The sequence below is a fragment of the Cellulosimicrobium sp. MI9406 genome (assembly GCF_040595865.1).
Taxonomy (GTDB): Bacteria; Actinomycetota; Actinomycetes; order Actinomycetales; family Cellulomonadaceae; genus Cellulosimicrobium; species Cellulosimicrobium funkei.
Window position 1 is genome coordinate 466,627 of the sequence record NZ_JALIZI010000001.1, and the last position, 19,409, is coordinate 486,035.

Consider the following 19,409-nt stretch of genomic DNA (forward strand, 5'->3'; position numbering starts at 1 on the left):
CACCCGGACCTGTGCGGCCGAGCGCGCCGGGCCACAGCACGGGTGGTACCACTATTGGTACCGTAGGTCTCGTGACGAAGCGAGACAAGGTGCTGGACCGCATGCGGAACAGCCCGGGCAGCGTTCGCTTCGACGAGCTCGCCGCCGTGTGCGACCACTACTTCGGCGAGCCCAGACGCAGCGGGGGCTCGCACCACGTCTATGCCATGCCGTGGCCCGGTGACCCCCGGGTCAACATCCAGAACAGCAACGGCCGGGCCAAGGCCTACCAGGTCAGACAGATCCTCGAGGCGATCGACAGGCTCGAGGCCATGCACGAGGAGAACGACCCCTCAGAGGAGGAGAAGTGAACGCCGCCGAGCACTACAGCTACCGCGTGTCCTGGTCCGCAGACGACGGAGAGTTCGTCGGTACGGTTCTCGAGCTGCCCTCTCTCTCGTGGCTGGAGCCCGAGTCGGCCGCCGCGTTCGCCGGGATCCGGAAGCTCGCCTCCGAGGTGGTCGAGGACCTCGCAGCCTCTGGCGAAGAGGTCCCCGAGCCCCTGTCCGAGCGCCACTACTCCGGCGAGTTCCGCGTGCGGATCCCCCCGGCCATGCACCGTCGGCTCGTCGAGGAGGCTGCCGCGCAGGGCATCTCCATGAACCGTCTCGCCAACCACAAGCTCTCCGCCTGAGAGCACGAAGCGCGCGTCCCAAGAGCCACCTTCTCGCGCGGGCTGCGTCGTACCGCTCGGCTCTCCCAGGGCGCGACGTCGAGCCCGGGACCGCGTGCGACCGAGACGCCGGCCGCGATGCCGAATCTCGCCGGTCAGCGCAGCACCACGACGGCGACCCCCGCCGCGACGGCGAGGGGCGCGAGCACCAGGCCCTGACGGATCACGTGCCACGCGGGCGGCGGCTCCTGCCCGAAGGTGTGACGGCGGTACTGCTGCCACCACAGCACGGTCGCGAGCGACGCCCACGGCGTGATCAGCGGCCCGGCGTCGACCGCGACGAGCAGGGTCGCGAGCCGCTCGACGTCCTCGCCCGCCGCGGGGAGCAGCGCGAGGAACGCGGGCAGGTTGTTCACGAGGTTCGCCGCGACGACGCCCGTCGCGGCGAGGCGGGCGAGGTCGCCCGGTCCGGTTCCCGTGCCCGCGACGGCGGCGAGGAGGTCGCCGAGCCCGTGCGCGTGCCAGGTCTCCACGACCACGAACAGCGCCGCCACGACGAGCGCCGACCGCCACGGCAGCATCTCGCGCACCGGCACGAGCGGGCGCACGCGCCGCCACCACGTCGCGAGCGCGAGCACCGCCGCACCCGCGAGCGCCGTCGGCGCGACGGGCAGCTCGAGCGCGAACGCGACCGCGAGGAGCACGACGACGGCCCCGGTGACGCGCAGGAGCACCCGGTCGGGCGGCGTCGGCCCGGGTCCCGTGAGGTCGAACCGTCCCCGCAGGTGGCGACCGTGCAGCGCGAGCAGCACGACGACCGTCACCGCGAGGACCACGAGCGCCGGCGCCCACATCACCCCGACGTACCCGGTGCCGAACCGGTCCGCGGCGAGCAGGTTGGTGAGGTTCGAGACCGGCAGGAGGAGCGACGCCGTGTTCGCGAGCGCGAGCACGGTGAGCGCGAGCGGCAGGGGCCTGGTGCCCGTCCGTCGGGCGAGGGCGAGCACGACGGGCGTGACGAGCACCGCCGTCGTGTCGAGCGACAGCACGACGGTGCTGGCCGTCGCGAGCAGGACGACGAGCACCCACAGCACGATCCGCCGACCTCGGGCGAGCCGCGCCGCCCGGGCGGCGACGGCGTCGAACAGGCCCGCGCCCGCGCACAGCTCCGCGACGACCGTGATGGCGAGGAGGAACACCAGGACCGGCCCGGTGCGCACGAGCAGGTCGCGCGCGTCCGCCGCGGGGAGCAGACCCGTCGCGGGGAGCGCGACGACGACCGCCGCGGCGAGCAGCCACGGCGGCAGGCCACGGCGGCGTCGCCGGTGAGCCGTGCCCGCGGCGGCGCCGGAGTCCGCGCCGAGATCAGGGGAAGGCTCGGTCGTCACGGCGGTCACTGTACGACCGGTGCACCTCGCTCGGCGGTCGAGGGCTCGTGTCGGCAGCAGTCGCAGGACGGGGCGGCGGCGTCCGTGGGGGCGGCATGCACGACGGCGGTCGGGGCGCAGCACGTGTCGCCGCGCCAGGCCTCGACGCCCTCCTTGACCGCGACGGCGGCGATGACGAGCGCGGCGAGCGGGTCGGCCCACGACCACCCGAGGGTCGCGTTGAGGACGAGCCCGACGAGCAGGACCGCCGACAGGTACGTGCACAGCAGCGTCTGCTTCGAGTCCGCGACGGCGGACGCCGAGCCGAGCTCGCGTCCGGTGCGGCGCTCGAACCACGACAGGAACGGCATGACGGCGAGGCTCACCGCGGCGAGCCAGATGCCGACGACCGAGTGCTCGGGTTCCGCCGCGCCGAGCAGCGACCGGACGGCGTCGACGGACACGAACACCGCGAGGCCGAGGAACGAGACCGCGATGGCGCGCATCGCGGCCCGCTCGCGCCTGCGGGGGTCGGGCGCCGCGAACTGCCAGGCGACCGCGGCAGCCGAGAGGACCTCGACGAGCGAGTCGAGCCCGAACCCGACGAGGGCGGCAGACGACGCGACCCGTCCTGCCGTGATCGCGACGACGGCCTCCACGACGTTCCACGAGATCGTCGCGGCGACGACCCACCGCACGCGCCGCTCGAGGACGGCGCGGCGCGCGGCCGTCAGGGCGGGGGCGGACGGCGGTGCGCCGACGGGGACGGAGGTCATGAGCACGTGCACCCGTCGGGGCCGCAGCAGGTCGGGTCGACCTGGACGACGAGCCGCAGCAGGTCGTCGAGTGCGGGCGCGAGGTGGGGGTCGGCGAGGCGGTACCAGGTGCGGCGCCCGTCGGGGATCGCCTCGACGAGCCCGCACCCGCGCAGGCACGCGAGCTGGTTGGACATGACCTGACGGGAGACGCCGAGCGCGTCGGCGAGGTCGGACGGGTAGGCGGGCGCCTCGCGCAGCGCGAGCAGGACGCGGGCGCGCGTCTCGTCCGACAGGGCGTGCCCCAGCCGCGCGAGCGCGGCGGTGTGCGTGAGGGTGACCGTCTCGACCATGGGTGCGACAGTACACGGATCCGTGTATTCACGGAATGATGTACCGCGGGGGGGTCGCCCGGCGGGCGAGGCGTGGGTGGTCGGCGTGAGGATGGGGCATGCTGCTCGCCGAGGTCGCCGCCACGTCCGACGCCGTCGCCGCCACGCGCTCGCGCCTCGCCAAGCGCGCGGCCATCGCCGACCTGCTGCGGCGCGTCGCGGACGACGCCGAGGCCGGGAGCGCGGAGGTGGAGATCGCCGTCGCGTACCTCGCGGGCGAGCTGCGCCAGCGCCGCACCGGGCTCGGGTGGCGGTCGCTGCGCGACCTCCCCGCCCCTGCCGAGGAGCCCGGCCTCACGCTGACCGACGTCGACGCCGCCTTCGCCCGCATGGCAGAGCTCTCCGGCCCCGGGTCGTCGACCGCGCGCCAGGCCGAGGCGGCCGCCCTGTTCGGTGCCGCGACGGCGCGCGAGCAGTCGCTCCTCGCCGGACTGGTCTCGGGCGAGCTGCGCCAGGGCGCGCTCGACTCCGTGGTGGTCGACGCCGTCGCCGAGGCGGCGGGCGTCCCCGCCGACGCGGTGCGGCGCGCGGTCATGCTCGCGGGCGCGACCGGGCCGGTCGCCCGCGCGGCGCTCACCGCGGGCGGCCCGGAGGCCGCGGCGGAAGCGCTCGCGACGTTCCGACTCACCGTCGGCCGCCCGGTGCGACCGATGCTCGCGCAGTCCGCACCCGACGTCGGCGCCGCGCTCGACAAGCTCGGCGCCGCGCCGGGCGGCGAGGACACGTCGGGCACCGCCGTCGCCGTGGACGTGAAGCTCGACGGCATCCGCATCCAGGTGCACCGCGACGGCGACGACGTGCGCGTCTTCACGCGCTCGCTCGACGACATCACCGAGCGCGTCCCCGAGATCGTCGCGGCCGTGCGGGCGCTCCCCGGCCGGGCGCTCGTCCTCGACGGGGAGGCGCTCGTCGTGGGGCCCGACGGCGTCCCCCGCCCGTTCCAGGAGACCGCCGCCCGCTCCGCGACCCAGGGCGAGCGCAGCGCCGCCGAGGAGGCCGAGCTCGCGGCCTCGCTCGAGCTCTCCCCGTTCTTCTTCGACGTGCTCCACGCCGACGGCCGCGACCTGCTGGACGAGCCGCTGCGCGACCGGCTCGCCGTGCTCGACGACCTCCTCGCCGACGCCGCGGGGCCGCTCGCCGTGCGGCGTCTCGTGACCGACGACGCCGCGGCCGCGACCGCGTTCTTCGACGCCGCCGTCGCGGAGGGCCAGGAGGGCGTCGTCGTGAAGTCGCTCGCCGCGCCCTACGCGGCCGGGCGGCGCGGTGCGGGCTGGGTGAAGGTCAAGCCGCGGCACACGCTCGACCTCGTCGTGCTCGCCGTCGAGCAGGGCTCGGGCCGGCGCAGCGGGTGGCTGTCGAACATCTGGCTCGGCGCGCGCGACCCCGAGGGCGGGTTCGTCATGCTCGGCAAGACGTTCAAGGGCATGACCGACGAGATGCTCGCGTGGCAGACGCAGCGCTTCCGCGAGCTCCAGACCTCCGACGAGGGGTATGTCGTGCGCGTGCGCCCCGAGCAGGTCGTCGAGATCGCGTTCGACGGCCTCCAGCGCTCGACCCGCTACCCCGGCGGCCTCGCGCTGCGCTTCGCGCGCGTCGTCCGGTACCGCGACGACAAGACGGCGGCTGAGGCCGACACGATCGACACGGTCCGCGCGCTCGCACGCCCGCTCGGGGGCGGCGCGGCGGAGGCGCCTGACGCAGAGGGCTGAGCAGGCGGCGCGTCGAGCGCGGCAGGAAGTCGTCGGCGGTGGGTGCATCCGCGGGCGGCGGTCCGGGTGAAGGAGAGGTGGACGCCACCCGGCGTCCGACGGCGCACCGCCGTCCCGTGCACGACGAAGGGACTCGACGATGAACCTCCGACGCACGCTCACCGCGGCGGGAGCCGCGCTCCTCGCTCTGGCCGCCGCGGCCGCACCGGCCGTCGCGGCACCGGCACCCACGACGGCGCCGCCGCCGGGCACCGCGAGTCTCGCCTCCGTGCTCGCGGCCGACGGCGACACGTTCGACCGCAACTGGTACGACTTCGACATCGTCGACCAGGCCGTGGCCGCGGTCCTCGCCGCCAAGCCGGACAGCCCCGTGGCGGTCCTGGCCGACGGCACGGTGCCGCTCACCGCGTTCCTGCCGAACGACCGGGCGTTCCAGCTCCTCGCGTTCGATCTCACGCACCGCTGGCAGCCCACGGAGGAGCGCGTGCTCACCTCGCTCGCCGGGGCGGTCGGCATCGACGCGATCGAGCAGGTGCTGCTCTACCACGTCGTCCCCGGCGCGACGATCGACTCCGGCACCGCGCTGCGGTCCGACGACGCCGTCCTCACCACGGCGCAGGGCGCGACGTTCCGGGTCGACGTGCTGAGCAAGCGCCTCGCCCTGGTCCGTCTCGTCGACCAGGACCGCAACGACGTCGACCCGTTCCTCGTGAAGAGCAAGCTCGACCTCAATAAGGGCAACGTCCAGATCGCGCACGGCATCAGCGCGGTGCTGCGGCCCCAGAACCTCTGACCGGTCCCCCGTGCCCGGCCCCGCACCCGCGGGGCCGGGCACTTTTTTTGATGCGTGTGCATCCAGATCCGCACCTGCGGGGGAAGAGGGGGTGTCAGCAGATCGAGCGCCCGGGACGGACCGGGCTCGACCACCGGAGGACACCATGCACCGCACCGCACGACGCACCGCCGCGCTCGCGGGCGCAGCGACCCTCGTCGCGCTGGGGGCCGTCGCGCTCCCCGCCCAGGCCGCCACCGACGACGGCGCCTCGCTCTCCGTCCTGCACGGCGTGCCGGACACGCCCGTGGACGTGTGGGTGAACGACGAGCTCACCCTCGACGACTTCCAGCCCGGCGACCTCGCGGGTCCGCTCGACCTCCCCGCCGGGACGTACACGGTCGCGATCACGGCCCCCGACGCGACGGACACGAGCTCCCCGGTCATCGGCCCGGTCGACCTCCAGCTCGCGGGCGGCACGAGCTACACCGCCGTCGCGCACCTCGACGCGGGCGGCCAGCCGACCGCGACGCTCTTCACGAACGACACGAAGCCCACGGCCGCGGGCCAGGGCCGGCTCACCGTGCGCCACGTCGCCGCGGCGCCCGCGGTCGACGTCCTCGCCGGCGGGACCGCCGTCGTCACGGGGCTGGAGAACCCGAAGGAGGCCGTGCTCGACCTGCCGGCCGGCACGATCTCGGCGACCGTCGCCGCCGCGGGCACCACGGAGCCCGTGCTCGGCCCGGCCGACCTCACGGTCGCCGAGGGCGTCAACACCATCGCCTACGCGTGGGGCAGCCTCGAGGACGGCAACCTCGCCCTCGCGACCCAGACGGTCGAGGGCCTGCACTCGTCGCCGTCGGGCGTCCCGGCCGGGCTCTCGGGCCTCGCGGCCGACGCGCCGAGCAGCACCGCGACGGGCGTCGCCATCGCGTTCGGTGCGTCGCTGTTCGGCCTGCTGCTCGTCGCGGCCACCTTCATGCTGGCGCGCGCGTGGCGCCAGCAGCACGCGGCCCACGCCGTCCGGAGCGACCGGACGGCATGACGCAGCGCACCATCGCCGGTCCCGCGCGCCCCGCCCGGGGCGCGCGGGCCGGACTCCGGACCCTCCTGGGGGCGGTGCTCGTCACCGCAGCGGTCGTCGGCGGATGCTCCCTGCCGTCCGCCGACGGGTCTGCCGACGGACTCGGACCGCCGGCCGACCCCCTCCCCACCCCGGCCCCCCACCAGGGCGGGGAGGCGACCGCGGGGACGCCCGGGCCGGCCCGGGACGCACCGGTGCCGGTGCGCCCGGCCCGGGACGTCCCGGCTCCCCCGCCGCCGGCACCCGCACGGGTCGTCGTCGGCGACCTCGGGATCGACCTGCCCGTCGAGGCGGCGGGCGTCGACCCCGAGGGGCGCATGGCGCTGCCGGGCTCCGGCGACGTCGCCGCGTGGTACCGGTTCGGACCGGCCCCGGCGAGCCCCACCGGGACGACCCTGGTCGCGGCCCACGTGGACGACCCGGACGGCGTCGGGCCGTTCGCGCGGCTCCGCGAGATCACGACGGGCGCGAGCGTCGACGTCGTCGACGCGACGGGCACCTCGTACACCTACACAGTGACCGACATCAGGAGCATCGCGAAGCCCGACGTCCCGCTCGACGCGCTGTTCGACCGCGACGGCGAGCGCCGCCTCGTGCTCGTGACGTGCGGCGGACGCTGGGACGCCGAGCGGCGCTCGTACTCGGACAACGTCGTCGTGACCGCGGTCCCGTCGCGGTGACGGCCCGCACGGGCGCTACGATCGCTGCTACCCGCTCGCCGCTGCCGCCCGGGTGGTCGGCGCCGACCCTCGAGGACCCGCCCTGAACGTGACCGAGACCGGGACCACCGACCCGGACCTGTGGCGCCTCGGTCGCGACTTCGCCGACGGCGACGAGCAGGCGCTCGCCGAGGCCTACCGGCGCTGGTCCGCGCTCGTGCACACGATCGCGCTGCGCTCGCTCGGCACGCGCGCCGACGCCGAGGACGTCACCCAGCAGGTGTTCGTCGCGGCCTGGCGGGGCCGGTCCCGGTTCGACCCCGACAGGGCCCGGCTCCCGGCCTGGCTCGTCGGGATCACGCGGCACACGGTGGCCGACGCGCACGAGGCCCGGTCGCGGGTCCGCCGGTCGGAGGAGGCCGCGGCCACGACCGCCCCGGACCCGGGCCGCGCGGCGAGCGAGGACACCGACGTCGGGCGCGTCGCCGACCGCGTGCTCCTCACCGAGGAGCTGCGACGGCTCGGCGACCCGGGGCGGACGATCCTGGAGCTCGCGTTCTTCCGCGACCTGACGCACGTGCAGATCGCCGAGGAGCTCGGCCTGCCGCTGGGTACGGTCAAGAGCCACGTACGACGAAGCCTGATCCGGCTGCGCGACCGATTGGAGGTGGACGGTGCAGCACATCGATGACGAGACCCTCGCGCTCCTCGCGCTCGGCGAGGACGTGCTCGACGACGACGCGCGCGCGCACCTGTCCTCCTGCCCGGAGTGCGCCGACGCCGTAGCCCGGCTCGCGCGCGTCGTCGACGCGTTCGACGGCGCGGACCCGGCGGACGAGCTCGTCGCCCCCGACGCCGCGGTGTGGTCGCGGGTCCAGGCCGAGCTCGGCCTGACGAGCGCCGCCGCCGCTCCGCCCGTCGTCGCCCCCGCGGCGGTCACCGACGCTCCGGCCGCGCCGACGCTCCCGCGGGACGCGGCCGGGACGGGCGCGGAGGCACCGGACAGCACGGCCGACGCGACCGGCACGGCCGTCGTCGTGCCGCTCGCGTCGCGGCGCCGACGGGTCTGGGTCCCGGTCGCGGCGGCAGCTGCGGCCGCGCTCGTCGTCGGCGGCGTGGGCGGCATCCTCTGGGAGCGCCGCGAGGTCGAGCCGCCCGAGACGACGGTCGCGAGCGCGACGCTCGACCCGCTGCCCGACTGGCAGGGCGCGAGCGGCGACGCGCGCGTCGAGGAGCGGCCCGACGGGCGGCGCCAGGTCGTCGTGACGGTCGACGCGCCGGCGCCCGACGGCACGTACCGCGAGGTGTGGCTGCTCGCGGAGGACCTGAGCGGCCTCGTGAGCCTCGGCGTGCTCGACGGCACGGAGGGTCGCTTCGACGTGCCTGACGGCCTGGACCTCGCCGAGTTCCCCGTGGTCGACGTCTCCGAGGAGCACTTCGACGGCGACCCGTCCCACTCGGGCGACTCGGTCGTGCGGGGACCGCTCGACGTCTAGGCGCACGGTCGTCGCGCCGGGACCGGCACTCACGCCCGCGCGTACTCCGCGAGCGTGACGCCGGAGCGGAACGTCTGCGTGCCCGTCGATCGCCAGGAGAGGGGCGCGTAGTCCCGCTCGCCGAACAGCGGGACCCCGGCGCCGAGCATCACCGGGTTGACCTTGAGCGCGAGCCGGTCGATCTCGTCGACGAGCACGGCGGCGAGCGCTCCCCCGCCGCACAGCCAGATCCCCCGGCCGTCCTCCCGCTTGAGCGCGCAGACCGTCTCGACCGGGTCGGCGCCGGTGAACAGCACCCCCTCGCTCCCCTCGGGCGCCTCGTGCGTGCGGGTGAAGACGATCTGTCGCAGGTGCCGGTAGGGGTTCGGCAGGTGGTGGTCGGGAAGGCCGACGGCGTAGGTGTTCCAGCCCATGAGGACGGTGTCGAAGGGGCCGTCGGCGACCGGCAGCCCGGCGGCCCCGGCCAGGTCCGTCGGCGCCGTGCCGCGGTACCGGGACCAGATGGGCGCCATGTGGTCGCCCTCGGCGAGGAAGGCGTCGAACTCGCCCCCCGGCCCGGCGATGTACCCGTCGAGGCTCACGGCGACGTAGTAGGTCAGCTCACGCATCATGTCTCCTGACAACTACAGATGAAGTGGTTGTCGGTGAGACTACAACAGGTGCAGTGGTTGCGATAGCCTCGACGCATGGCGAAGAACACCGCACGGCGCAGCGCCCTGGCGGACGCCGGGATCGCCGTGCTCGCGCGCGAGGGGTCGCGCGGCCTGACGCACCGCGCGATCGACGACGAGGCCGGGGTCCCGACGGGCACGACGTCGAACTACTTCCGGAGCCGAGACGCCCTCGTCGCGGGGCTCTTCGAGCGCATCGGAGAGCGGCTCGCGCCGGCACCCGAGGACCTCGCCCGACGCGCGGCCCAGACGCCCGACCGCGCGCTGTTCGCGGACTACCTCCGCGACATCGTGCGCCGGTTGTCGACCGACGCCGACGTCACCCGAGCCCTGTTCGAGCTGCGGCTCGAGTCCGGCCGTCGGGGCGAGCTCGCGGCCGTTCTCGGCCCGTGGCTGCGCGCGGGATTCGAGGCCGACGTCGCGTTCAACCGGTCGGCCGGCCTGCCCGGCGGACGCCGGGAGATCGCCCTGTTCCACTACGCGATCGACGGGCTGCTCCTCGACCGTCTCACCACGCCGATCGACCCCGACATCCCGACCGACGACGTCGTCGACGCGCTCGTGGCGGGGTTGCTCCCGGAGCGCTGAGCGGCCTCACGCCCACCCCGGACGGCCGCTCCTACGACGCGCGGCGCCCGTCGAGCCGGTCGAGCCAGCCGCGGACGGGCCCGAGCGAGACCAGGCCCGACCCGGCCCCGGCGAGCTCGTCGGGGGTGCGGGCGAGCGCGCGTCGGGCCTGCCCGGCGAGCGCGCGGTCCCCGAGCCGCAGGGCGGTCTCCGCGCGCAGCGCCCACAGCAGCTCGCGCAGGTGGTCGGCGGGCGGCTCAGGCGCCGCGCGCGCGAGCCGGGCCGCGGCGTCGGGGTTACCCGCGTCGAACACGAGCAACGGCTCGGCCCACGGCGCGTACGGGCCGAGGACGGCGGCCTCGATCCCGGCGAGAGGTCGCCCGTGCCGCACTCGGACGGTGAGGAGCGCGAGCGGGAGCAGCCCGTCGCGCACGCCGGGCATGCGCACCCCGGCGAGCCGGTCGTCGGCGGCGCGGTACGCGCGCGCCGCGGCGTCGGGCGGGGCGGTCTCGGCGTCGCGCATCGCCCGGTACCAGGCGGTGAGCATCGGGACCACGGGCGACTCGTAGCCCGCCGCGACGTCCTCGGCCGCGGCGGCGTGGGCGTCGGCGTCGGGGAACCGGCCCGCGCCCGCGGCGGCCTGCATCCGGACGAGGTGGCCGAGGATCGCGAAGGTCGGGAGGTCGTGGTCCTCCGCCAGGGCGACGAGCTCGGCGCCGGTCCGGTCCCGCTCGGGACCCGCGCCCGGCCGCTGGAAGGACTGGAGGAACCGCGCGTTGAGCGCGAGCGCGAGCGTCGCCGGGTCGCCGAGGTCGCGCGCGATCCCGACGGCGTCCTCCGCCGCGGCCCACGCCCACGCGTCGCGCGTCCCGCGGTGCTCGATGCCGACCACCGCGAGCAGACGCGCGCGCAGCACCGGCGCCGCGCCCGGACCGAGGCGCCCCAGGGTCCGCCGCGCGACGCCGACGAGCGCGTCGGCCGCCGCCGGGTCGTCGCTCCGGGTCCAGACGGCCGGGACGTCGTACGCGGTGACGGTCCGGGCGGCGAGCACCGGGTCGCCGGTCGCCTCGGCCGCGAGCGCCGCGGCGACGCGCTGCTCCTGCGCGGTCGCGAGGTGGTCGCCCCCGGCGACGGCGAGCGTGCGCGCGACGTCGACCGTGGACCGCAGGTGCGTGCGCGAGCCGGTGGGGGCCGTGACGGCGAGGCGCGGCCCCGGCGTCGGGCCGTCGAGCGACGCCGTGTGGCCGAGCACGTCGCGCTCGAGCCGGACGAGCTCGGGACCCGGGTCGAGGCCGAGCTCGTCGGCGAGTCGGCGGCGCGCGCGCCGCAGGACGTCGAGCGCGTCCGCCTGCCGCCCGTCGCGGTACAGCGCGAGCGCGAGCAGCGCCCACGCGTGCTCGCGCCACGGGTGCGCGGCGGCGTGCGCGTCGAGCACGACGACCGCCTCCGCGGCCCGGCCCTCGCCGAGCAGCGCGTCCGCGAGCAGCTCGACGGCGCGCGCGTGCACCTCGACGAGGTGCCGGCGCTCGGCCCGCACCCACTCCCGGTCCGGCAGGTCGGCGTACGGCTCGCCGCGCCGGGCGGCGACGGCGTCCGCCAGCGCGCGCGTCGTGCCCGACGCCGCGTCCCCGGCCCCGGGAGACGCGCTCGCCCGGGCGACGGCCGCCTCCAGGCGCGCCGCGTCGAGCGCGTCGTCCGGGAGCCGCAGCGCGTAGCCGCCGTGCGCGGTGGGAGGACGCGCGGGGGCGTGCGCGGCGCGCGCCCGGGCTCCAGGCGCCGCCGCAGGTCGCCGACGAACGTCGCGAGCGCGCCGCGCCGGTCGCCCGTCCCCGCGCCGGGCTCGTCCCAGAGGTCGTCGGCGAGGCGGTCGAACGGCACCGGGCGCCCGCGCGCGGCGGCGAGGCGCGCGAGGAGCTCGCGCTGGCGCGGTCCGCCGGGGTCGACGTCCGCGCCGTCGCGCAGCACGCGGACCGGCCCGAGCACCTCGACGCGCAGCTCCACCACCCCGCCATTCTCGCCGCACCGGGGCACGGATCGGGCGGCACTGATCGGACGCTGATCCGCCGCCCGGAGGATGGCGACGAACCGGCCGGGCACAGCCCCGGCACGGCCGAGAACCGCCCCGAGAGAGGACACCCCATGCACATCCCCGGCTTCGAGACCCGCACCGTCGAGGTCGCGCCCGGCGTCGCGCTGCGCGCCGAGACCGCGGGCGAGGGCACGCCCGTCGTGCTCCTGCACGGCTTCCCGCAGACGCGCCACATGTGGCGGCACGTCGCGACCGACCTCGCGCGCGACCACCGCGTCGTCGTGCCCGACCTGCGCGGCTACGGCGAGAGCGCGAAGCCCGCCGCCACGACGCCCGACGTCTACGCCAAGCGCACCATGGCCGCCGACGTCGTCGCGCTCGCCGACGCGCTCGACGTCGACCGGTTCGTCCTCGTGGGCCACGACCGCGGCGCGCTCGTCGCGTTCCGCGCGGCGCTCGACCACCCCGACCGCGTGAGCCACCTCGGCATCCTCGACGTGGTGCCCACGCTCGACACGTGGGGAGTGCTGCACGGCGTGGACGCCGCCGTCGCGTTCCACCTGTACCTCATGGCGCAGCCCCCGGGCCTGCCGGAGACGATGATCCGCAACAGCGCCGACGCGTTCTTCGGGTCCTTCCTCGACGCGTGGACGCAGGACCCGGCAGCGATCCCCGCCGACGTGCGTGCGCACTACCTCGCGTCGAGCCGCGACGCGGTCGACTCGATCGTGGCCGACTACCGCGCGACCGCGACGGTCGACGTCGAGCACGACCAGGCGTCGCTCGACGCGGGCGACCGGCTCGCGATGCCCGTCGCCGTGGTGCAGCAGGACTGGGGCGCGCAGCTCGGGTACGACGCCGCGGGCGTCTGGCGGCGCTGGGCGCCCGACCTCGAGCACCTCACGACGACGGCGGGCCACTTCATGGCCGAGGAGGCGCCGGGCGACGTCGCCGCGGTCGTCCGGGCGCTCGCGCGGCGCTGACCGCCCGGCCAGGCGCCTAGCGCAGGAGGGACACGACGCGCCGGGCCCGGTCCGGGCTCGGCGTGGTGCCCTCCTCGACGACCCGCCGGGCGAGCTCCCGCAGACGCACGTTGCGGTCGTTCGAGACGCGCTTGAGGAGCCCGAACGCCTGCTCCGTCCCCACCCCGAGCGCGGCGGCGACGACGCCCTTGGCCTGCTCGATCGGTCCGCGGCTGCGGGCGGCGGCCGCGATGTCGCGCTCGGCCTGCTGCTCCGCCCGGTCCCGGACGGCGACCGTCACGTCGACGAAGCTGCCCATCAGCTCGACGACCCGGCCGGTGTCCCGGTCGCGACGGCCGTGCCCGACGAGCACGAGGACCCGCTCCGCGCCGCGCGCGTCCATGATGCGGTGCATGCTCGAGAACGGCTCCCCGTCGACGCGGGCCCGCTCCAGCAGGTCGCGGACGCGGTCGCGGTCGTCGGGGTGCTTGTGGGCGAGCACGAGCGACGTCGTGGGCACGACCTCCCCGGGCTCGAAGCCGTGGAGGCGGTACGTCTCCGGCGACCACCACCAGACGTCGGTCGCGAGGTCGACCCGGAACTGCCCGGGCGTCGTGCCGTCGCCGAGCGAGACAGGGTGCAGCGCTGCGGGGTTCTCCACGGACATGGGTCGTCTCCGTCGTCGTTCAGCGGGTGGTGAGCCAGGTCCAGACTCGACTCCGGGACTCTAGCCCGGTGGCGGTTTCCTGCAACCGGTCCGGGAGCTGCCCGGACCGGGAGCGCCGCGGGGCCGTCCGCGCACCGCCGACGAGCGAGCGCGGGGAGCGCTGTCAGACTGACCGTGCACGAGGTAGGGAGGCACACCGTGGGCGCCGCGCCGGATCTGCTGGAGCTGCTCTCGCGCGCCCTCTCCCGGGCCGACCGCAGCCTCCCCCTGGCCACGCGGTTGTGCCAGGCGTCCGCGACCGTCCTCGGAGCCCGGAGCGCGGCGCTGACCGTCGCGCCGACGGCGGACGACCGGCTCACCGTGTCCACGGCGGACGGCCTCGCGGCCCGGATCGAGGGGCTGGGCGAGGTGATCGGCGAGGGCCCTGTCCAGCGCGCCCTCTCGGAGGACCACATCGTCGTCAGCGGGGCCGACGACGGCCGCGACGAGCACGACTTCCCCGTCTTCTCCCACGCGGTCGAGGCGATCACGGGCCCGGGCGCGTACCACGCCGTGCCGATGCACGCGGGAGGGCGGGTCGTCGGCGTGCTGAGCCTCGTCACCTCCTCCCGGACGCTGGCGCGGGGGCCGGAGGACGTGCAGCTCCTCGCCGACACCGTCGGGCTCTCCCTGCTGGGCGACCTCGACTCCTTGGACTGGGCGCCCCGCGCGGAGGTCCACCAGGCGACCGGCATGGTCACCGCCCAGCTCCGCATCCCGCCCGGCGACGCGCTCGCGGTGCTCCGGGCGCACGCCTACGCCCGGTCCACGACGCTCGACGACGTCGCCGACGAGGTCGTCACGAGGCGGCTCAGCTTCGCCTACGACGAGGAGCACGCCGTCCAGACGCTCCGGACCGACGACGGCTGACCACAGGCTCTCGACGGCCGCACGGGCCCCGCGCCACCGGTCGCCGTAGGCTCGACGACGTCCCGACCGCCACCCGCCCACCCCGAGGAGCCCCCGTGCGCGCGACCGTCATCCACGCCCCGTACGACGTCCGCGTGGAGCAGCGCGACGACCCGCGCCTGCTCGCGCCGACCGACGCGATCGTGCGCGTCGAGGCCGCGTGCGTGTGCGGGTCGGACCTGTGGACGTACCGCGGCGTCAACCGGGTCGAGCACCCCGTCGCGATGGGGCACGAGTACGTGGGCACGGTCGAGGAGGTCGGCGCGGACGTGCGGACCGTGCGCCCGGGACAGCTCGTCGTCGGGTCGTTCTTCGCGTCCGACAACACGTGCCCGATCTGCCGGGCCGGGTACCAGACGTCGTGCGTCCACCGGGAGCCCGTGCGCGGCGCCCAGGCCGAGCTGCTGCGCGTCCCGCTCGCGGACGGGACGCTCGTCGCGACGCCGGAACGCCCCGACGACGACCTCCTGCCCGGCCTGCTCACGGCGTCGGACGTGCTGGGGACCGGGTGGTTCGGCGCCCGTGCGGCCGAGGCAGGCCCGGGCAAGACGGTCGTCGTGGTGGGCGACGGCGCCGTCGGGCTGCTCGCGGTCCTCGCCGCCGCGCAGCTCGGCGCCGAGCAGGTGATCGCGATGAGCCGGCACGCGCCGCGCCAGGAGCTCGCGCGCGCGTTCGGCGCGACGGAGGTCGTCGCGGAGCGGGGCGACGAGGGCGTGGAGCGGGTCCGCGAGCTGACCGACGGGCTCGGCGCGCACAGCGTCGTCGAGGCGGTGGGCACGCAGGACTCCATGAACCAGGCGCTCGGTGCCGTCCGTGCGGGCGGGCACGTCGGGGTCGTCGGGCTGCCGCACGGCGTCGACCTCCCGGCGGTCGACATGTTCTACCGGCACGTGCACTGGTCCGGCGGGCCCGCGCCCGTGCGCCGGTACCTGCCCGAGCTGCTCGACCTCGTGCTGGAACGGCGCATCGACCCCGCGCGCGTGTTCGACCTCGAGGTCTCGCTCGACGACGCGGCCGAGGGCTACGCCGCGATGGACGAGCGGCGCGCGATCAAGGCGCTGCTGCGCCCCTGACGGTGGGCGACCGCGGCTGCTAGGGTGCCCGCGTACCGCATCGCGTGGCGGCCTTCCCAGCTCATCACTTCGCCTGGAGGCAGCCGCATGTCTGCACGTCCCCGTGTCCGGACCTTCCGTCGCGACGACCGCGACCAGCTCACGGACCTCGTCAACTCCCACCTCTCCGCCGTCGTGCCGGGAGCGCGGCTCTCGGTCAACAGCGTGCTCGGAAGCCTGGAGCGCCAGCCCGACGAGCACGTCGTCGACCCGTGGGTCGTCGAGCGCGCGACGTTCGTCGTCGAGTCCCGGCACCGGGTGGTGGGCGCCGCGCACCTGCACCGGTTCACGGCCGGGCCGGAGGCGAGCGACGACTACCGCGGCGCCGGCCTCGTGCAGTGGCTCCTCGTCACGCCGCCCGACGACGAGGACCCGGAGCAGTCCGCCGAGGCCCGCGCGGCCGCGGACGCGCTGACGGCCGCGTGCCACGCGCAGCTCGCGGCGTGGCAGGTGCGCGTGGCGTACGCGGACGGGCAGCTCCCGTTCGCGGGCGTCTACGGGGTGCCGGAGCAGTGGCCGCACGTCCGCGAGGCTCTGGTGCGCGCGGGCTTCCGTCCCGGAGAGCATGCCGAGACGGTGCTGCTCGCCCCGACCTCGGCGCTCCCCCACGCCGTCGCCGTGCCGGACGACGTCGCCCTGCGGCGCACGCTCGGCCCCGGCGGGGGCGTGCGGTTCACCGCGCACCGCGGCGCGGAGACGGCCGCGTACGTCGAGATCGACACGACCCTCGGCCGCGCCGAGCGGCAGGCCGCGACGGGAGGCACCGCCGAGCTGGTGGACCTCGCGCCCGGCCCGGGGTCCGACGACGCCCTGCTGGCCGGGGTGCTGGCCGAGGCCCGGGCGTGGCTCGAGCTCGCCGGGGTGCACCGCGTCCTGGTCGGCACGGACGCGACGGACCACGAGGAGATCGCGCAGCTGCGCGCCTGGGGGTTCCGCGAGCTGACGACCGTGAGCCGCGGCTGGCGGCTGGCGAGGCAGTCCCGCGCCGCGATCGAGCAGGCCAAGGGCATCATCGCGCTCGCCTACCGCGTCACCCCCGACGCCGCGTTCGCGTCGCTCCGCCGCTCGTCGAGCCTCGCCAACGTCAAGGTGCGCGACATCGCCGAGTCGATCGTCGCCGTCGCGCAGGACCTGCCGGCCGGGGCCGACCCGCGACCGGCGCTCGACCGCGTGCTCGCCGGCGTCCAGGCCGCCTGACACCGACCTCCGGGCACGACGACGCCCCGGCCCCGCACCGTATCGGTGCGGGGCCGGGGCGTTCCAGGTCGGCGAGGTGATCGGAGCGTCGCCAGGCTCAGCGGGCGTCGGGCGACCGGCGGCGGCGGGAGGCCAGGACCAGGCCGGTGCCCGCCAGGACGATGAACGCACCGGCGGCAAGGACGCTCGCGTCCGTCCCCGTCGTCGCGAGAGCGTCGCGCTGGGCGGCCTGCTCGACGTCCGCGACCGGCTGCGTGGCCGTCAGCCCGAGGTTCGTCGGGTCGGCCGTGTCGGCCACCTCGACGACCGTCCCCGTCGGGCCCGCGTAGACACCGTCGGTGGGGTCGACCGGCTGGACCGGGTCGGTCGGGTCGACCGGCTGGACCGGGTCCGTCGGGTCGGTCGGGTCGACCGGGTCGACCGGGTCGGTCGGGTCCGTCGGGTCCACCGGGTCGGTCGGGTCCACCGGGTCGGTCGGGTCCACCGGGTCGGTCGGGTCCACCGGCGCCTCCGGCTCGTCGGCGAGCGTCACGCCGATCCAGTCCCACGCGGTCGACGGGCGGTCGAGCTCACCGAGCCCGATGAACCAGTGCTGGAACGTCGACGGCGTCCAGAGCCCGGTCTCGGGGTCGACGGACCCCTCGCCGTGGTTGTTGTGGTCCCAGCCCGTGTAGAAGTGCGGGCTGCCCTGCTGCGTGCCCTGCGCCGAGCCCCAGAGCTGGAACTGCGGCAGGTCGGCGACGCTCGTCCCGGCCGGGACGCGGACGAACACCTTCTGGCCCGGCGTCACGCTGTCGACGACCCGGCCCTGGGCGTCCACGAGAACGACCCCGGCCGGCATGGGCGCGCCGTCCGCCGTGCGGAGCTCGACGTGCACGCTCCCGGAGCCCCCGACCAGCGAGGCCGTGAACCCGTAGTCGGTCGAGCCGTCGGCGTTGCGCACGAACCCGTTCGAGACGAAGCCGGGCTGCGGCATGACGACGTTGGTCGTGAGCGCCTTCTCGATGAGCCACGCAGCGGTCTGGAGGGTCGCGCCGCGGTCGCTGGAGTAGCCGTTGCCCGAGGAGGCGAACTGCTCCTGCGCGAAGTCGCTCACGGTCACGTGGTTCGACGCGTCGACGTCGAAGAACAGGCCCATGACGTCGTGCCCGGTCGAGAAGTACCAGACCGCGAACTGCGTCGCCTCGTAGGCGGTGTAGTCGAGCCTCCGCTGCTCCTGCTCGTCGTACATCGCGCGCACGTCGTCGACCGTGTACCAGCCCTGGTCGACGGAGTACTGGTACCAGCCCAGGAACTCCTCCCAGGGGGTGCCGACGGTCGTCACGCCCGCGCTGTCGAGCAGCGCCCGCGCGTCCGCGGCCCGGGCGGCCGCGTCGTTGCCCCCCTTGTAGCCGTTGACGAGGATCGTCTGCTGCGCGGACGTGTTCTGCCAGTGGATGCCGTCCGGGTCCGGGGCGACCGACTCGTCGCCGGACCACGCGTGGTACCAGTACCCGGCGATGTCGCGGTCGTAGACCATGTGCAGCGCGCCGTCGTCGTCCACGAGCGTGTGGTGGAGGATGTGGAGCTGCGGCTGGCCGTTCCACCCCGACCAGTCCTTGCCCGAGCCGCCCTCGGCCGGCTCGGTGAAGTACCAGTAGTCGCAGGGGTAGCCGTGGTAGTACCCGTCGTGCCAGTGCGGCTGGTACTCCACGTCGGGGTACGCGGCCTGCGTCGCGCCGAGCAGGCCGACGCCCAGCGCCGCCTGGAACGTCGCCGTCAGGTCGGACGTCGCGAGCTCCTCGGCAGGCACCGCCTCGTCCGGCGCCAGGGCCTCCTCCGGCGTCTCGGCGGCGCCGTCCTCGACGACGGTCTCGGGCGCGGGTGTCACGGCGTCGTCCGCCGCGGGAGCCTGCGAGGGCGCAGCCTCCGTGGCGGGCTCGGCACCCTCCGGAGCGTCCTCGACGGCGGGCTCCTCCGGCGTGGGCGCCTCGGTGGCCGGCGCCTCGGGTGCGGACGCCTCGGGTGCCGGGGCGACGACCGGGTCGGTCGGTGCGGGCGCCTGGGCGGCGGGAGCCTCGGCGGGTGCCGACGCCTCGCTCGCGGCGGGAACCGTCGCCTGGGCCGCCTCGGGGGCCTCGGGAGCCGTCGCCTCGGGCGCAGCCGCCTCGCCGTCGTCCGCGAACGCGGCGAGCGGGGCGCCCAGCAGGAGCGCGGCGGAGACGGCGGTCGTGGTGGCGGTGCGAAGAACCTTCATGGTGGAGCTCCTCTTGTCCTCGTGGCGGGTGTTTCCCGATGACTCCACGCTCCGCCCCGGGAGGGGTCCTCCGGCACGCCCGAACGGAGGCGACCGCTACCGCCGAAAGTCGACTCCTCGCGCTCGCGCCGCCG

General features: G+C 76.0%; 20 protein-coding genes. 13 read left to right on the forward strand and 7 right to left on the reverse strand.

All coding sequences use genetic code 11. From position 1 onward, the window contains the following. The first annotated feature begins 71 nt into the window (after positions 1-71). Positions 72-350 (forward strand): toxin HicA, encoded by a 279-nt coding sequence (locus tag MT994_RS02035; RefSeq protein WP_354804907.1) that lies wholly within the window; start codon positions 72-74, stop codon positions 348-350. Beyond that, a complete protein-coding gene (locus tag MT994_RS02040; RefSeq protein ID WP_043652837.1) occupies positions 347-673 on the forward strand; it encodes a toxin-antitoxin system HicB family antitoxin in 327 nt (108 codons plus the stop codon). The genes MT994_RS02035 and MT994_RS02040 overlap by 4 nt, the downstream gene beginning before the upstream one ends. A 134-nt stretch (positions 674-807) precedes the next feature. On the opposite strand, the gene MT994_RS02045 is transcribed toward MT994_RS02040, so the two are convergent. The 3 genes from MT994_RS02045 to MT994_RS02055 are packed head-to-tail and all read right to left on the reverse strand — an operon-like array spanning position 808 to position 3,127. Then, positions 808-2,040 (reverse strand): SLC13 family permease, encoded by a 1,233-nt coding sequence (locus MT994_RS02045; RefSeq protein ID WP_354804908.1) that lies wholly within the window; start codon positions 2,038-2,040, stop codon positions 808-810. Between the two features lie 5 nt (positions 2,041-2,045). Then, positions 2,046-2,795: a cation transporter gene (locus MT994_RS02050; protein WP_354804910.1), complete on the reverse strand. Its 750-nt coding sequence runs from the start codon at positions 2,793-2,795 to the stop codon at positions 2,046-2,048. Next, complete coding sequence (locus tag MT994_RS02055) at positions 2,792-3,127, reverse strand: metalloregulator ArsR/SmtB family transcription factor (RefSeq protein ID WP_043652840.1); 336 nt, start codon at positions 3,125-3,127, stop codon at positions 2,792-2,794. The genes MT994_RS02050 and MT994_RS02055 overlap by 4 nt, the downstream gene beginning before the upstream one ends. Positions 3,128-3,225: 98 nt before the next feature. Between MT994_RS02055 and MT994_RS02060 the strand changes: the two genes are divergently transcribed. From MT994_RS02060 to MT994_RS02085, 6 genes are all read left to right on the forward strand, one after another. Further along, positions 3,226-4,875, forward strand: a complete 1,650-nt coding sequence (locus tag MT994_RS02060; protein WP_354804911.1) for an ATP-dependent DNA ligase — start codon at positions 3,226-3,228, stop codon at positions 4,873-4,875. A 139-nt stretch (positions 4,876-5,014) separates the two neighbouring features. After that, positions 5,015-5,668, forward strand: a complete 654-nt coding sequence (locus MT994_RS02065) for a fasciclin domain-containing protein (RefSeq protein ID WP_354804912.1) — start codon at positions 5,015-5,017, stop codon at positions 5,666-5,668. 145 nt (positions 5,669-5,813) lie between these two features. Continuing rightward, entirely contained in the window at positions 5,814-6,692 is an 879-nt protein-coding gene (locus MT994_RS02070; RefSeq protein ID WP_043652848.1) for a DUF4397 domain-containing protein, read from the forward strand. Then, positions 6,689-7,411: a class F sortase gene (locus MT994_RS02075; protein WP_194521530.1), complete on the forward strand. Its 723-nt coding sequence runs from the start codon at positions 6,689-6,691 to the stop codon at positions 7,409-7,411. The genes MT994_RS02070 and MT994_RS02075 overlap by 4 nt, the downstream gene beginning before the upstream one ends. Positions 7,412-7,499: 88 nt before the next feature. Next, positions 7,500-8,081: a sigma-70 family RNA polymerase sigma factor gene (locus MT994_RS02080; protein WP_074803869.1), complete on the forward strand. Its 582-nt coding sequence runs from the start codon at positions 7,500-7,502 to the stop codon at positions 8,079-8,081. Further along, positions 8,065-8,886 carry an anti-sigma factor gene (locus MT994_RS02085; RefSeq protein ID WP_354804914.1) on the forward strand — a complete coding sequence of 274 codons (822 nt, stop codon included), beginning with the start codon at positions 8,065-8,067 and terminating at the stop codon, positions 8,884-8,886. The genes MT994_RS02080 and MT994_RS02085 overlap by 17 nt, the downstream gene beginning before the upstream one ends. 29 nt (positions 8,887-8,915) lie before the next feature. Here MT994_RS02085 and MT994_RS02090 read toward each other — a convergent pair whose 3' ends face one another. Then, the gene (locus tag MT994_RS02090; RefSeq protein WP_354804916.1) at positions 8,916-9,494 is read right to left on the reverse strand and encodes a dihydrofolate reductase family protein; all 579 of its coding nucleotides are present in this window, start codon (positions 9,492-9,494) and stop codon (positions 8,916-8,918) included. Positions 9,495-9,572: 78 nt separating this feature from the next. On the opposite strand from MT994_RS02090, the gene MT994_RS02095 reads away from it, so the two are divergent. Further along, the gene (locus tag MT994_RS02095; RefSeq protein WP_021483352.1) at positions 9,573-10,145 is read left to right on the forward strand and encodes a TetR family transcriptional regulator; all 573 of its coding nucleotides are present in this window, start codon (positions 9,573-9,575) and stop codon (positions 10,143-10,145) included. Between the two features lie 31 nt (positions 10,146-10,176). On the opposite strand, the gene MT994_RS02100 is transcribed toward MT994_RS02095, so the two are convergent. Continuing rightward, positions 10,177-12,147 carry a BTAD domain-containing putative transcriptional regulator gene (locus MT994_RS02100; protein ID WP_354804918.1) on the reverse strand — a complete coding sequence of 657 codons (1,971 nt, stop codon included), beginning with the start codon at positions 12,145-12,147 and terminating at the stop codon, positions 10,177-10,179. Positions 12,148-12,263: 116 nt separating this feature from the next. Between MT994_RS02100 and MT994_RS02105 the strand changes: the two genes are divergently transcribed. After that, positions 12,264-13,136, forward strand: coding sequence for an alpha/beta fold hydrolase (locus MT994_RS02105; protein ID WP_354804919.1), 873 nt, complete (start codon positions 12,264-12,266; stop codon positions 13,134-13,136). A 16-nt stretch (positions 13,137-13,152) separates the two neighbouring features. On the opposite strand, the gene MT994_RS02110 is transcribed toward MT994_RS02105, so the two are convergent. Continuing rightward, complete coding sequence (locus MT994_RS02110; protein WP_137281332.1) at positions 13,153-13,782, reverse strand: PAS and ANTAR domain-containing protein; 630 nt, start codon at positions 13,780-13,782, stop codon at positions 13,153-13,155. A 198-nt stretch (positions 13,783-13,980) separates the two neighbouring features. On the opposite strand from MT994_RS02110, the gene MT994_RS02115 reads away from it, so the two are divergent. From MT994_RS02115 to MT994_RS02125, 3 genes are all read left to right on the forward strand, one after another. Beyond that, positions 13,981-14,691 (forward strand): GAF and ANTAR domain-containing protein, encoded by a 711-nt coding sequence (locus MT994_RS02115; RefSeq protein WP_354804921.1) that lies wholly within the window; start codon positions 13,981-13,983, stop codon positions 14,689-14,691. A 95-nt stretch (positions 14,692-14,786) separates the two neighbouring features. After that, complete coding sequence (locus MT994_RS02120; RefSeq protein ID WP_354804922.1) at positions 14,787-15,803, forward strand: zinc-binding dehydrogenase; 1,017 nt, start codon at positions 14,787-14,789, stop codon at positions 15,801-15,803. 87 nt (positions 15,804-15,890) lie between these two features. After that, positions 15,891-17,039, forward strand: coding sequence for an ANTAR domain-containing protein (locus MT994_RS02125; protein WP_354804923.1), 1,149 nt, complete (start codon positions 15,891-15,893; stop codon positions 17,037-17,039). Positions 17,040-17,136: 97 nt separating this feature from the next. Here the strand turns inward: MT994_RS02125 and MT994_RS02130 are convergent, their stop codons facing one another. Continuing rightward, the gene (locus MT994_RS02130; RefSeq protein ID WP_354804925.1) at positions 17,137-19,275 is read right to left on the reverse strand and encodes a hypothetical protein; all 2,139 of its coding nucleotides are present in this window, start codon (positions 19,273-19,275) and stop codon (positions 17,137-17,139) included. Between the last annotated feature and the right edge of the window lie 134 nt (positions 19,276-19,409).